Origin of the sequence: Roseomonas sp. HF4 (assembly GCF_005222755.1) — a bacterium.
GTDB lineage: Bacteria > Pseudomonadota > Alphaproteobacteria > Acetobacterales > Acetobacteraceae > Neoroseomonas.
Window position 1 is genome coordinate 39,719 of sequence record NZ_STGD01000010.1, and the last position, 13,426, is coordinate 53,144.

17 protein-coding genes are annotated in these 13,426 nt (G+C 69.6%); all 17 read right to left on the bottom strand.

Annotated features, from left to right (window positions below):
* Nucleotide 1: 1 nt before the first annotated feature.
* On the bottom strand, nt 2-1,270 hold the full coding sequence (locus E8M80_RS15655) for a site-specific DNA-methyltransferase (RefSeq protein WP_137126644.1): 1,269 nt from the start codon (nt 1,268-1,270) through the stop codon (nt 2-4).
* The gene (locus tag E8M80_RS15660) at nt 1,260-2,729 is read right to left on the bottom strand and encodes a site-specific DNA-methyltransferase (protein ID WP_137126645.1); all 1,470 of its coding nucleotides are present in this window, start codon (nt 2,727-2,729) and stop codon (nt 1,260-1,262) included. Before E8M80_RS15660 ends, E8M80_RS15655 begins: the two co-directional genes overlap by 11 nt.
* Nucleotides 2,730-3,065: 336 nt before the next feature.
* On the bottom strand, nt 3,066-3,377 hold the full coding sequence (locus tag E8M80_RS15665; protein ID WP_137126646.1) for an HU family DNA-binding protein: 312 nt from the start codon (nt 3,375-3,377) through the stop codon (nt 3,066-3,068).
* Nucleotides 3,378-3,459: 82 nt separating this feature from the next.
* Complete coding sequence (locus tag E8M80_RS15670; protein ID WP_137126647.1) at nt 3,460-3,804, bottom strand: hypothetical protein; 345 nt, start codon at nt 3,802-3,804, stop codon at nt 3,460-3,462.
* Between the two features lie 287 nt (nt 3,805-4,091).
* Complete coding sequence (locus E8M80_RS15675) at nt 4,092-4,640, bottom strand: DUF6456 domain-containing protein (RefSeq protein ID WP_137126648.1); 549 nt, start codon at nt 4,638-4,640, stop codon at nt 4,092-4,094.
* Nucleotides 4,630-4,854, bottom strand: a complete 225-nt coding sequence (locus tag E8M80_RS15680; RefSeq protein ID WP_137126799.1) for a hypothetical protein — start codon at nt 4,852-4,854, stop codon at nt 4,630-4,632. The genes E8M80_RS15675 and E8M80_RS15680 overlap by 11 nt, the downstream gene beginning before the upstream one ends.
* Nucleotides 4,855-5,064: 210 nt before the next feature.
* Nucleotides 5,065-7,383 carry a bifunctional DNA primase/polymerase gene (locus tag E8M80_RS15685; protein WP_137126649.1) on the bottom strand — a complete coding sequence of 773 codons (2,319 nt, stop codon included), beginning with the start codon at nt 7,381-7,383 and terminating at the stop codon, nt 5,065-5,067.
* Nucleotides 7,380-7,781, bottom strand: a complete 402-nt coding sequence (locus E8M80_RS15690) for a hypothetical protein (protein WP_137126650.1) — start codon at nt 7,779-7,781, stop codon at nt 7,380-7,382. The genes E8M80_RS15685 and E8M80_RS15690 overlap by 4 nt, the downstream gene beginning before the upstream one ends.
* Nucleotides 7,778-8,002: a DUF6511 domain-containing protein gene (locus E8M80_RS15695; RefSeq protein ID WP_137126651.1), complete on the bottom strand. Its 225-nt coding sequence runs from the start codon at nt 8,000-8,002 to the stop codon at nt 7,778-7,780. The genes E8M80_RS15690 and E8M80_RS15695 overlap by 4 nt, the downstream gene beginning before the upstream one ends.
* A 125-nt stretch (nt 8,003-8,127) precedes the next feature.
* On the bottom strand, nt 8,128-9,711 hold the full coding sequence (locus E8M80_RS15700) for a DEAD/DEAH box helicase (RefSeq protein ID WP_137126652.1): 1,584 nt from the start codon (nt 9,709-9,711) through the stop codon (nt 8,128-8,130).
* Nucleotides 9,708-10,808, bottom strand: coding sequence for a PD-(D/E)XK nuclease family protein (locus E8M80_RS15705; protein WP_137126653.1), 1,101 nt, complete (start codon nt 10,806-10,808; stop codon nt 9,708-9,710). Before E8M80_RS15705 ends, E8M80_RS15700 begins: the two co-directional genes overlap by 4 nt.
* Nucleotides 10,809-10,865: 57 nt before the next feature.
* Nucleotides 10,866-11,405, bottom strand: coding sequence for a DUF669 domain-containing protein (locus E8M80_RS15710; protein ID WP_137126654.1), 540 nt, complete (start codon nt 11,403-11,405; stop codon nt 10,866-10,868).
* Between the two features lie 3 nt (nt 11,406-11,408).
* Complete coding sequence (locus E8M80_RS15715; RefSeq protein WP_137126655.1) at nt 11,409-12,200, bottom strand: ATP-binding protein; 792 nt, start codon at nt 12,198-12,200, stop codon at nt 11,409-11,411.
* On the bottom strand, nt 12,200-12,388 hold the full coding sequence (locus E8M80_RS15720) for a hypothetical protein (protein ID WP_137126656.1): 189 nt from the start codon (nt 12,386-12,388) through the stop codon (nt 12,200-12,202). Before E8M80_RS15720 ends, E8M80_RS15715 begins: the two co-directional genes overlap by 1 nt.
* On the bottom strand, nt 12,388-12,864 hold the full coding sequence (locus E8M80_RS15725) for a hypothetical protein (RefSeq protein ID WP_137126657.1): 477 nt from the start codon (nt 12,862-12,864) through the stop codon (nt 12,388-12,390). The genes E8M80_RS15720 and E8M80_RS15725 overlap by 1 nt, the downstream gene beginning before the upstream one ends.
* A 29-nt stretch (nt 12,865-12,893) precedes the next feature.
* Nucleotides 12,894-13,022: a hypothetical protein gene (locus E8M80_RS26860; protein WP_255467533.1), complete on the bottom strand. Its 129-nt coding sequence runs from the start codon at nt 13,020-13,022 to the stop codon at nt 12,894-12,896.
* Nucleotides 13,019-13,417, bottom strand: coding sequence for a hypothetical protein (locus tag E8M80_RS15730; protein WP_137126658.1), 399 nt, complete (start codon nt 13,415-13,417; stop codon nt 13,019-13,021). Before E8M80_RS15730 ends, E8M80_RS26860 begins: the two co-directional genes overlap by 4 nt.
* Nucleotides 13,418-13,426 lie beyond the last annotated feature (9 nt).

A 13,426-nucleotide genomic window follows, 5' to 3' on the forward strand; every position in this document is an offset into this window, starting at 1 on the left:
TCTACCCTGATCCAGGACCACAGTATGGCCTGGCGTTGTCGTCGCGTGCGGCGGCGACATCGGCAAAGATGCGATCATCACCCTCAAGCACGGCGGCCTCGCCGGTTGTCTCCTGCCAGCGCCGCACGATGACATCGGTATAGGCGGGGTCGATCTCCAGCAGGACGGCGCGCCGCCCGATGCGCTCCGCCGCGATCATGGTGGTGCCCGAGCCGCCGAAGCAGTCCAGCACCGTGTCGCGCGGCTTGCTGCTGTTGCGGATGGCGCGCTCGACCAGCGCCACCGGCTTCATCGTCGGGTGCAGGTCGTTGCGCGCCGGCTTGTCGAAGTGCCAGACATTTCCCTGGTCGCGGGCGCCGCACCAATAATGCTGGCTGCCCTGGCGCCAGCCGTACAGCATGGCCTCGAACTGCTGGTGGTAGTCGGCGCGACCGAGCGCGAAGGTGTTCTTCGCCCAAATGATGGTGCTGGACCATTTGCCGCCCGCCTCCTGCCAGACGCGATGCAGCGTCGGCCATTCGGAGGAAGACATGCAGACGTAGCAGGCGCCCTTGGTGACCGAGAGCAGGTTGGCCAGCGCGGGCCGCAGGAACTCGGGAAAGCCGCCGCAGAGCGCGTCGTTGGCGATGGTCATGCGCGCCGCAGTGCCGCCCTCGTAGGCCACATTGTAGGGTGGATCAACGAAGCCCATGTCGGCGAGATGGCCGGCGCCGAGGGCGCGCTGCACGTCGCCCAGCTTCGTTGCGTCGCCGCAGAGCAGGCGGTGCTCGCCGCAGCACCAGAGGTCGCCGGTGCGCGTGACGGGAGTGACCGGCAGTGGCGGCGCCTCGTCGGCATCATCCGCAAGGCCGGCATCGGCGGCTGCCAGCAGCCGGTCCAACTCCATCCCGGAGAAGCCGAGCACGTCCAGGTCGACCACCGCCTCGTCGCGGATGCGCGCGATCTCTGCCGCGAGCAGCGCCTCGTCCCATCCGGAGTTCAGCGCGATCTGATTGTCCGCGAGCCGCAGAGCACGCGCCTGCGCGGGAGAGAGATGGCCGAGCCGCAGCACTGGCACGGAGGCGAGCCCGAGGTGCTTCGCGGCCATAACGCGGCCGTGGCCGGCGATCAGCACGCCTTCGGCATCGACCAGCACCGGGTTCACGAAGCCGAACTCGGCGATGGAGGCTGCGATCTGCGTCACCTGAGTCGGCGAATGCGTGCGCGCGTTCTCGGTATAGGGGACCAGCGCCACGACCGGCAGGGTGGAGACCACGAGATCAGGCTGCATTGGCGGTGACCTCCGTGCGCGCTGCGGCAACGGCATCGTAATCGCGCCCGTCATCCGCCAGCGTCGCGGGCAGGTCGGGCTGCAGCATGCGCCACCGTGCCACCGCCAGATCGACATAGGCTGGCGCCAGCTCGATCGCGCGGACAGCGCGTCCGGTCCGCTGGCCAGCGAGAATGGTGGTGCCGCTGCCGCCGAAGGGCTCGAACACGACCGCGCCCTCGTCCGTGTAAGTGCGCATGAGGAATTCCGGCAGCACGACCGGGAACACCGCGGGGTGCTCGGTCTCGATGCCGCGGCCCTTGTGGCGGGTCAGGCGCAGCACGTTGTCGGGGATGCGGAAGTCCTGCACCGGCAGCCCGGCGTGCTGGTATTCCGAGATGGTGCCGTCAGCGGCGCGCAGGCCGCTGCCCTTGTTCGGCGTGCCGGCCCATTTGCAGGGCACGATCTTGTTCGCCTGCCGGGCCTGGCGGTTGAAGTGGAAGACCAGCTCGAAGGCGGGTGCGAGGCGACCGTTCCAGTCGCCGGGCAGGCCAGGTCCCTGGTCCCAGGTGTAGAGGCCGAAGCGGCGCCAGCCGCGGGCGCGCATCCAGTCGAGCCACCCAGACCAATAGGGCTGCCATTCATTGTCGCGATGGATCAGGCCGAGGTTCACCAACACCTGGCCATCCGGCCGCATAGCTGCGTCGAGATGCTGGAACACACCCTGCATCAGAGCGTCCCAATCCGTGACGCCGCCGGTGGTGTAGTCCCGCTGGTTCCCATAGGGCGGAGAGGTGAACAACAGCGCCGCACGGTCGTCGCCCATCACGCGCGCCACCGACGCGGCGTCAGTGCTGTCGCCGCAGAGCAAACGATGCTCGCCGAGCAGCCAGAGATCGCCGGGGCGGGTGACGGCGTGGCGCGGCGCCTCCGGATCAGCATCGGCGGGGTCTTCCGCCGGCGCATCCTCCGCTGCCGCCGCGCCAGTCGCGCCGCCCCCCTCGGCGGGATCCGCGGACAGGGCCTCGGGCGCGTCGCCGTCAGACACGGCATCTCCAGCCGCCGCGAGGATGTCCGCGAGCTCATCCGCCGAGAAGCCGAGCGCGCCGAGGTCGATGTCCTGCGCCGCCTGCACCGCGGCGAGCGCCTCCCGCAGCAGCGCCTGGTCCCAAGTCGCATTCTCCGCGATGCGGTTGTCAGCGAGCCGCAGCGCCTCCTTCTGCGCCGCGGACAGGTGCCGCAGCACGATCACCGGCACCTTCGCCATGCCGAGCGCCGTTGCGGCCTCGAGCCGGCCGTGGCCGGCGATCAGCACGCCGTCCTCATCCACCAGCAGCGGGTTCGTGAAGCCAAAGGCCAGCATGCTGGCTTTGATCTGCTCCAGCTGCGCGGCGCTGTGCACGCGGGCGTTGCCGGCATGCGGGCGCAGCTCCGCCACCGGGCGCAGCAGGATCTTCGCTGCCATCCAGGGGAGCGTCATGATGCCATCCGGTTTGCAGGTGGTTTGCAGGGCAGAGGCCCGGCCTTGGTTTGCAGCTAACGATCTGAAGCCGCGCGGAAAGGCTGCAAACCGCAAACCATATTTCCGGCCTGGCGCTAGCGATGTTGCGCGCTTCCGCCCCCCGCATACGCCTGGCCCAGGAAGGACCCTGCGGCTCGTGAGCCACTGTCTCGATTGAGCGACGCTGTGGCTGGCGAGCCGCGGTGCAGAAGGCTGCACCCGCAATTCATCATCGTGGGGAGAGTCTACGAGATGCGGATTCCGCTTCGCCAGCGGGTGAATTGTAACAGCGCGGAGCGGCCGTCGCGCGCTGTCTCAGCCCTTCGCAGCCTTGCGCTTGGCCTTCTTGAGGCCGCCCAGCGCCGCCGTCTTCAGGGCCGGGCTCGCCTTGAACTTCACCGTCGCACCCGCCTTCACGGGCACCTTCTCACCCGTGCGCGGATTCAGCGCCGTGCGCTTCGGCGTCTCGCGCACGACGAAGGCGCCGAAGTCGGGGATCGTGAAACGGCCGCTCGCGACGATCTCACCCTTGATCGCCTCGATGATGTCGCCAGCCAGCTTGGTCGCCGCGACGCCGGACAAGTCGGTGGAATTTGCGATGACGTCGGTCAGGAACTTCTTCGACACAGACTGGATCTCCGTTGCAGAGCGCGTGCCATAGCGAAGCCAAGAAAGCCTGTCAGCAGCGATCGCGGCAGCGCCGTGCTGGCTACGCCCCCGACAGCGCGTTGCGTGCGCGCTCCACCGCATCCCGCGTCGCGACCAACGCCGCCAAGGTGACGCCGGCCTGCTTCACCGCGGCTGCTTCGTCGGGATCGACATAGGACACCTGCTCCTCGGCATCGACGACACCGCAGGCCAGCTGCTCGTGCAGCTCGTCGAGCCGAGTTCTGACGTCAGCCGGATCGGCATCCGCCTCACCAAGCCATTCGCCGACGATGATCTCGACTTCCCGCGCCATACGGGTCGGCTGAACTCCGCGCGCCGCCATGGTCTGCAAACGCACCAGCGCCGCATCGAGAGGGCGCATCGCCGCCCGCTGCCGTGCTGCCATGACCGTCCTCCTTCGTGAGCACGGCCTCTCTATCATGTTCTTGTATTGTTCTCATAGGGGCGATATGCGTCCGCATGCCCGATGGCGAGCCGCCCCGCCTTCCTCCGCCGTGGCTGAGCGTCTCGACGCTGGCCGCCGCGCGGGCTGCGCGGCGACCTCCTGATCCCTTCACCAGGGTCGACACACGAGCAAGGCGGTGCACGACGCCATCCTGGCCCATCATCCGGCCCTGCCATTCACGCTGATCGGCGAGGCCGCCGCCTTCGTGCTCGGCATGGAGTGACCGGTTAGGCGGCCCGCTGCCGCGGCACGAGGCCGTATACCACCGCCAGCACGCCGAGCGCCGCCACCAACATGCCCTGGGCCTGCGCATGCCCAACGCTCCGCCCGCCCCAGCCCTGACGCAGCGCCCATTCACGCACGGAGCATTCCAGCCCGACCACGTGCCAGACGCAGGAGCCGGCGGCGCTTTCGAAGCCGCCCAGCGCCATGACTGCGCGCGCGACCTGCTCCCGGGCAGCGATCTGGCGATCGGAGAGGGAATCACCGGAGCCGCCTGGAATGCGCATCAGCGGCATGGCGCGCAGCTGATCCAGCGCCGCGACGCGGAACTGCCGGCGGAACACGGCACCGGCATCGTGCATCTCCTGCGTGATGGTGCCGTTGGCCAGCATCTGGCCGAGGGTGTCGACCGTGCGACGGTGCACGACCGGCAGGCCAGTCTCGGGATCGGCCTCACGGATCGGCTCCGAGAACCCGCCATGCTGCATCCGCCACTTCGACGGCCCGAGGGCCTCGTTCCGCTTCGAGGCCTTTGCCTTCCGCTTACCGGCCATGGGTGTTCTCCTGCTGCCGCGGGCCCCAGCGCCGCACGGCTTCGTTCTGAATTGCCTGGCGCAGCCAGGGATCGGTGATGTCCTCGAGGTGCAGCGAGACGACACCCTGCTGCTGCCAGACCTGGCGACGCAGGGTCTCCATCTCGGGCGTGGTGGTTGCGCTGCGGCTTCCGCGGTCGAGGGACGAGCGGGGCGGCAAGGGCGCGCCAGGCATGCTCACGCCTGCCTCCCCTGACCGCGTTCTTGAAGGGTGGTGAAGAGTCGAGGGGGTGGGAGAGGCCTAAGTATCTGATCAATATAACTATTCAATTCTTCAAACTCTTCAATGGGTCTCTCTCCCCCGCGCCCCCGCCCGAACGTCTGCATACGCCCGCGTGAGAAGTTGAATTGTTGAAGAGTCCCGTTTTCCGCGGGTTTGCGCGCGTCATGCAGCATCACTCTTCAAGCCCTCCTGTGGTTCGGTGGCGATGATCCAGCTGGTGCCGGGGCCGGAGGCGTTCTGCGTGACCTCGATCGCGATCTGCTTGCTGTCGAGCAGCGTGGCGATGGCGTCCTCCCGCTCCGCCTTTGAGAGGAACTGCGTCTTCCGGACAAAGGCGCTGCGACTGATCCGGCCGGCCTTGCGGATGACCTCGAGGACCTTCTTGATGCGGGAATGCGCTGGCGTGTCGGCGACAAGACGCTCGGCTTCGCGCAGCAGCGTGCCGATGCAGTGCTCGACCAGCGCCGAGGCCCAGGTGACGTCGCGGGCCTCCGTGATGGGCCGGGCGGGATCACGACTGACCGCGGCGATCATCGCCAGCTTCGCCGCGTTCTCGGCGTATCGGCCGAAGAGCGCCGTGGCGTAGGTGCCACGGTGCGACCGCAGGAGGTCGGTGGCTTCGCGGCGGACGCGAGCCATGGCCGCCTCGCCGTCCGGGGTCAGCGGCACCGTGTAGGCGTGGATCGGCGCCGAGGATTCCATGGCATCGGCGATGTTCCCGCCATGGCTGTGGCCGGGCACGCCGCGCGCGATCGCCTGCAATGCCGACACCAGCGCCGCCGGCGGGTCCATCGGCGCCGGGGCCTCGTTGCGCTCGGGGTAGTCGTCGTCCGTCAGGAAGACCAGGAAGCGCGCGATGGAGCCGTCCGCCAGCGCGCCACCTTCCAGCGCCGTCCACAGCGGGCCCGGAACGGTGACGCCCCAGATGCAGGCGCAGGGCTGCTCGATGGTGACGCGCGGCCGCGCCTTCTGGTCGGCGTATTCGGCGCCGATGTAGGGCTCGGCCGCCGAGGTGTAGAGCTTCGTCAGCTCCGACCAAATCGCGGCCTTATGCGCCGGCGCGCGCTGGTTCAGGACCAGCTTAAGGAACTGACCGAATTCATCGACCTGGAACAAGCGGGCTGGATGACGCTGCAGGGACGTGAGCAGCCCGGCCGAGGAGGCGAGATCCTCGCCGCCGAGGTATCGGTCCAGGCCTGCGGCGTAGATCGCTCGCTTCGCGCAGCGCCGGGCGTGGTCCTTGCCGCCGCCGCTGTCGGCGATGCCGATGGCGTAGACGTTGCTGCGCAGATCGGTGGGCGTGCGATACCGGCGGCCAGCAATGGCGCCGACCAGGCAGATGGCGGCGCCGAGCGAGAGGAACGGCTGCGGGCTGACGGCGCTGGCCGTGGCGTAGTCCACGAACAGGCGCAGCGCGCCATCCACCTGCAGCAGCTCGGGCGGGACGCGATAGGGCTTCGGCGGCGGAGCGATAGGCAGCGGCGCGACCGCGACCTTCGCCAGAAGCCCCGCCGCAGGATGCGGCTGTGCCGCCTGCTCCGCCGCCGTGCCGTTCAGCGTCAGCGCGGGATCCGGCACCCAGCCGCGCTGCTCGGCCAGCCAATAGATCTTCCCCGCGCCAACGCTGTGCGGTCGCAGCGACGCCCAGCGCCGCTCGGGGGTGTCGGATCGACCCGACTGCCCTGATTTCCCGGACCGCCGTGACCAGTCGAGCCAGAGGTCGCGCCCTTCCTCGCCGATCGCGGCCTTGATGGCGGCGCCGACGGTGATCCACTCGTTGCCGGGCAGGTCGTCATTCGGCAGCCAGGCCAGCGCCGCCGCGATGGCGTCCCGCGTGCCCTTCGGGTCACTCGGGCCACGCCAGCTGCTGGTCGGTGCGTCCGCCAGGATCGAGTTGACCCGGACCTCGTCGGGCACGAGCCGCCAGGCAGCGTCGAGGAAGGCGGCACATCCCGCTTCGTCCACCACAGGGAGGCGCGAGAGCGGCAGCTCCACCAGGCTGTCCACCGGCCAGTCATAGGGGCGGCCGGTGTCGGGGTGCACCGCATAGGCGACGAATTGCTGGCCGCGCGCCAGCAGCTCCAGGGGATGGCGCTTGCGGCCGGCGAAGGGGGTGGCCGCGCGATAGACGAGCAGCCGCTTCGGGGCGCGGCCGATGCGCAGGCAGGGGGTGTCGCCCAGCATGGAGGTGGCGAGCTCGGCGATCTGGATGGCCAGCGCGCCGTCCACGATATCGATGTCGATGCCCACAACGGCGCCGGTGGCGATGCCGACGCCGCAGCCGGGCCAGCGGCGCCAGATGTCCACCTCGAAGGACTTCGTCGGCCGGTCGCAGTGACGCGCCCAGTCGGGATAGGGCGACCACTCCCCGCCCGTGAAGCGCCCCGGCACCTTGGTGCCCGGCATGATCGGGATGACCGAATAGCCGTTATCGACCAGGCGCTCGCCGTAATCGGCCATAAAGGAGGGGGCATCCGTCACTCGCTGCCTCCTTCCTGCGCGGCAATGGCGGCGTCGCACGCGCGCTCCAGGCGCAGAATTTCGGGATAGAGCGCGGCCATCTGGCGGGCGGCGCGTTCGAGCGCCTGGCGCGCCCGCTCCAGCTCGGCGTGGATCCCGCGTGCCGGACCGCGAATGTCCGACGCAAGCTCGCCAAGGTGGTGCGCAGCCCTGGCCCAAGGCGGCTGCTTGGCGCGTGGACGATACGGCTTGCGCGGCGCCGGAGCGCTCTTGGTCGCGAGCCCGGCCCGGACCTTGTCGATGTCCCAGGCGCCACTCGGTTCCCGCGCGATCCGCCCAGCGCGTTCAGCCTTCTGGACCGCGGTGTGCGAGATGCCGAGCCGGCGCGCGACCTCTCGGGCGGAGGTAACGCCGCTCATGGGCGGCCACCCGCGGCGAGCGGTGGCGCCGGATGGCGACCCTGATCCAGCAGGCGCGCGAGCTCGTCCTGGTAGGCGGTGATGATCACCTCCAGCAGCGTCAGCCACTCGGCCTCGGTCAGCGCCGCGAGATCGGTCTTGCCGATGCTCTCCAGGTACTCGCCCGCCATGGGGCTGGCCGCCGCGATTGCGGCAATCTCGTGCTCGTCGGGATCAACCACGCCCCACCTCCGGCAGAGAGCGTTCATGCAGCGCATGGAACAGGCCGGCAGCGGTTCGCTGGTCCGCACGCGCGGATCGAACCAGCCAAAGCCGCGAGCGGTGCGGAGACGACAGGCGGCGCATCTCACACGAACCTCGCCGCGGCGATCTCGGTGTACTGGCCGGCCGGCCGCACCTGGATCGCGATGGGGCGGCGCAACTGGTCGAGCTGTTCCAGCGCCTCGTCGACCGTCGAAGGAGGCGGAAGATTGCCGGCGCGGCGCCGCCACCAACCCACGGCCTTGTCGCGCGGGAAGCCGGTGTGCTCGAAGCAGACCCATTCACTGTGCCGCGCGAGGCCGCATTCGTAGGTCACCCGCAGCGACGCCGGCTTGCCGGGCTTGTCGTGCCGGGCATAGGTGATGCCGGTGACGTCGCACCAGGCCGCATGGATCTGCGTCGAGAGCAGCGCGTTCGACGCCGCCTGCGGCGCCACCTTCACGACCGGCGGCGGGAACTCGTGATCACACTCGATGCAGTGCCGCGCGCTGGCATGGTTGATGGTCTGGCATTCCGGGCAGACCTTGATCGGCGCCTCGCCGTCGCCGGCGGGTTCCTTCTTGCGCCCATCCACTGTGTCGATCGGGCCGTGCCGCGCCGTGTTGCCGGCGAAGTCCAGAACCAGGCAGTCGTCCTTGCCTTCGGCGAGGCGCGTGCCGCGGCCCACCATCTGCACGTAGAGCCCCACGCTCTTCGTGGGGCGGAGGAGCGCGATCAGGTCCACCCCCGGTGCGTCGAAGCCGGTGGTCAGGACATTGGCGTTAGTGACGCAGCGCAGCCGCCCCGCCTTGAACGCCGCCAGGATGCCGTCCCGTTCCGGGCCTGGCGTGTCGCCGGTCACGGTCTCGGCGGAGATGCCGTGCTCGCGGATGGCATCGCGGACATGGCGCGCATGGGCCACGCCGGAGCAGAAGACCAGCCAGGAGCCGCGGCCTTCGCCGTGCTGGACGATCTCGGCCACAGCGGCGCGCGTGACCTCGTCGCGATCCACCGCCGCCTCGAGATCCTTGGCAATGAATTCGCCACCGCGGGTGCCGACGCTGCCGACGTCGAGCTGCGTCTCCGTCTGCTTCGGGACAACAGGGCAGAGATAGCCCTGCTGGATCATTTCCAGCACCGGCACCTGGAAGGCGATGTCCGTGAAGAGGCGATCCTTCCCCTCGTGCAGCATGCCGCTGTCGAGCCGGTATGGCGTGGCGGTGAAGCCCACGACCTTCAGCAGGCCCGCGTTGATCTCGTTCAGCTGTGCGAGGAAGGAGCGGTACATGCCGCTGTCGCCGCGGCCGAGCAGATGCGCCTCATCGATAAGCACCAGGTCGCAGCGCTGCACCTGCCGCGCATGGCGGTGGATGGACTGGATGCCGGCGAACAGGATCTGCGCATGGATGTCGCGGCGCGACAGCCCGGCGGAGTAGATGCCGGCCGGCGCCTCCGGCCAGGCGCGCAGCAGCGCCATGAAGTTCTGCTGGATGAGCTCCTTCACGTGGGTGAGGATCAGCACGCGGGTGTCGCCATAGGCGGCGATCGCCTCGCGTGTGAAACCGGCGATGCACAGGCTCTTGCCCGTGCCGGTCGGCATCACGACCAGCGGATTGCCGCTGCTGGCCGAGAAGTAGTCGTAGAGCGCCTCGATGGCGGCGCGCTGGTACGGGCGGAGGGAGAGGGTCATGCCGCCACTCCCATCGCCACGGCGTCGACCTTGCTGAGCCAGCGCCCGCCCGTCTCGCAGGCGCTGCAGATCAGCTCGGCGATGTGCGGCCCCTTGCCGGGCCCGACCCGATAGATCGTGGCGCGACAGATCCGGCATGGCAGGTGCGAGACAATGTCCGGCCGCGCCGCGGCGGGCACGCCGTCACGCCATTCGGTGCCGTCCGGCAGACGATAGCTGACCCAATCCTCCCCGGCGTCGACCTGCTCGGCGGCCACGAAGTCCGGCAGATAGAGATGCGCCGCGCAGCCAGCCTCCTGGTCGCGCCGGTCCAGCGGGGCGCCGTGCCGGGCGCAGTGCCAGTCACCACCCTGAACCGGCGAGGCATGCAGGCAGGACCGGCAATGCCGCGCCGGTGCTGCACCGGCGTGGCAGACGGCGTGGTGGTCGCAGAAGCGGCACTGCCACCACGCGGGATCCTGGCTGATGCGGGCCGGCGGCCTGGCCGCCCCGATGATGCGTTCGGCTTTGGCCAGGATGCGCAGCCCCGCCTCGGCATCGTGACGGATGCGCTCCTGGTAGAGCTCGTCCGTATCTTTGCAGACCGCCAGGTAGAAGGCCCGGTCGAGGCCGGCGAGATGCATGTAGGCCTGCATCTGTGCCCAGTGCAGCGGCTTGGAGGCGGCGACGCCCTCGGCCTTCAGCTTGGCGAAGGACTTGGTGCTGTGGGTCTTGAACTCGCAGACGTGCCAGGTCGCCGGCGCCTCGGGCAGGCCGATCGCCACAGCGTCCATGCTGCCGCCGAAGTGGCCGGAGGCATCGCGCAGGTTCCACTGGCGCCCCGTCGCGGGATCCAGGTCCAGGACGGTGACGCCGATGCGGCGCAGGTCGGCGACGAACCGGGCCTCGGCCAAATTGCCGGTGTCGAAAAGCCGCAGCAGCCGGCCAGCATGCCGGGCGCGCGTGGCCCAGCGGAAGGCGTACCAGATGGCGCGCTCGCACTCGGTGCCGATCAGCGAGGCGCCGAGATGCGCGCGATAGCCGCTATCCGCCGCCGCCTCATAGGCCGCGTAGATGGCGGTGACGGTGGGGGACGCGGGCGGAGGAAGGGCAGCCATGACCTGATCCTGGTTCGAGGGAGGGAGGCCGGCGGCGGGCAGCCTGCCGGCTGGTGATCAGGCATTGCGGCGCCAGGGCGGGGTGGCCGCGGCACCGGTCCGGGCGGCCGGCGGAGATGCCGCAGCGGGGGGGCGGGGCCCCGGGCTGGCAGGGCGCGGGGCGGTGCCAGTGGCCGCGCCGGCATTGGCCGCCGAGTAGCCAGCCACCTTGTTCCGCGCCTCGCGGTGCACGCCGTATTTGTCGGGACCGGCCGGCTCGACCTTCAGCGTCACGATCAGCGGCTTGAAGTGCAGCTGTTCGCTGTCGCTGACATGCACCTGGCCCACCGCGTGGCAGATGGCGGACAGCGTGCGCTGCGCGATCTCCACCGTCTGCTCGTTGCGGTTCACCAGGTTCAGCTGGTCGAAGATCTTCCGGCGCGCGGAGGGGCCTTCCAGCACCTCGAACACCAGCTTGAGCAACTGTCCGTCGCCGGCCTTGGTCGGCAGCATCTCGCTCTCGATCAGATGCGCGAGGTATTTGCCGGGCGGCAGCACCTCGAGCGGGACGGCGGGGGCGACTTCGGTCGCGTCAAAGGTTCCATTGAGGGATGCCATGGGTCAGCTCCGGGCTTCGGTGGTGGAGGCGGGCGCGGCGCTGGGCGGCGTCGCGTAGAAGGGGATGCCGGCGGCGAGCTCGGGCCAGGACAGCGGCAGCGTCTCGGCCAGCCCGAAGCGGTTCTTCGCGAGGAAGGCCGGCCGCTCGGCGGTGTGCAGCAGGCGGTCGCCGCCGCTGACGCCGCGGACCACCTTCTTGTTGAAGCCGACGTCCGACTTCAGCGTGCTGACGCGATAGTTCGCGAAGAGCACGGCATCGACATGCTCCTGCACCAGCGCGGAGGCGCTGCGATGGAGCTTCGGCTGGTACCGGTCGTAGGGTTCCGTCTCGGGGCTGTCGAAACGCTTGATTTCGGCGTGGGCAATGAGGATCACGCCCATGCCGCGCTCGTCGCGCAGCGCGTTCACGCCGTCGAGGAAGCTGCGCCAGGTATCCAACGCGGCGAGATAGCCCTTGCCGTAGCCGAAGGACTCGATGTCCGGCTGGTTGTGGGTCCGCGCCGTGTGCTGCCAGACTAGCGGTTCCAGCCAATCGAGGCTGTCCACCACCAGGGTCTCGAAGTCGTGCGGCTCGGAGTAGAGCGCGCCCAAAGCCTCCATGATCTCATCGAAGCTGCGCAGCAGCCCGAAGGTGGTCGCCTCGATCCGGCCGAGGCCATCCTCGGTCTGCAGGATGACGGGCCGAGGCGACGCGGCGGCGAACTCTGTCTTGCCGACACCGGCCACGCCGTAGAGCAGCAGGCGCGGCGGTGAGAGGCTGGTGCTACTGCGCAGGGATGCGAGGGAGATCGCCATCAGTGCGCCTCCTGCTTTGCCGCACGAGGCTTGGCCTTGATGACGTCGACCTTGATGTCGCCGCCGGCGCGCGCGACGACCTCGGTGAAGCTGTCGAGCGTCGGCTCGAAGGCGGCGACGTCCTTCGCCCGGGCGACGGCATCGCCCTGCAGCGGGATGACGACCTGGATGCGGAGCTCGTGCGCCATCACGCGGCGTCCTTCTGTTCGAGGGTGTAGGAGGGGCGGCCGGTGGCGACGGTGCGCGCCGGCTCGAACACCGCACGGATGCGCGGCGGCCAGGCCGTGAAGCGGCTCTCCGGCACTCGGATCTCGGTGGTGACGTAGTCCGCGGGGTCCTCGCCCCAGGACACGATGGTGGCGACCGCCGCGGCCAGCTTCGGCTGGTCCCACGACGCTTTCTTCGGGAGGTCGGCGACGACCTCGAAGGCGTCATCCGCGATGCGGACACGGCCGGTGTCCTTGCCCTCGGCGCGACGGGCCGCCGCCGCGGGGGCGCCATACCGGGCATGCAGCGCGTCATGCAGCAGGTCAGCGAGGTGCTTGGCGTCGGCCTTCAGCGCCCCGACCTCTTCCAGCAGCAGCGCCAGATGATCGACGGGCAGCCAAGCCGCCGCCGCAGCGTCCATCTCGCGCAGCTCCGCCAGAGTCGTTCGATTGGTCATAGTGGTCCTGTTGGTTGAGGGGGTGATGCTCATCGGATGGTCACCAAGCCGGCGAACCAGCAGAGCGCGACGAAGCCGCCAGCCAGCAGCGCGCCACTGGTCAGGTCGCGGAGGGCTTCGCCGACGGCGCGCGGGCGGACGGTGTTGCGTGGGCTCACGGCGTCACCTCTGCGATCGCGTCGGCCGGCGCCCGCGGGCCTTCCTCGGCCAGGCGCGCGCGGCGGGCACGATCGCGATCGCCATCTGGGTTCGCCTGCGCGGCGCTGAGGCGGATGATCTCCATCCAGACATGCAGCGGCACAACCACCAGGGGCGTCGCGCGATCGCGAATGAGAAACAGCACGTCGTTACTGCCGAGCCAGCGCTCCAGTGTGCGGAAGCCGCTGCCCTCGCCGCGCGCCTTGACCTCCGCCTTGAGCGGCTCTGGTCCGCGGACGTAGAGATCCACGTCGGCGCCGTTGCCGCGATAGCGCAGGGCGCCGGAGAGCGGCACGCGCTCGGCCCGGATGCCGCACTTGACGTGCAGCTCGACGATGGCGCGCTCGCGGCGCAATCCCTTATC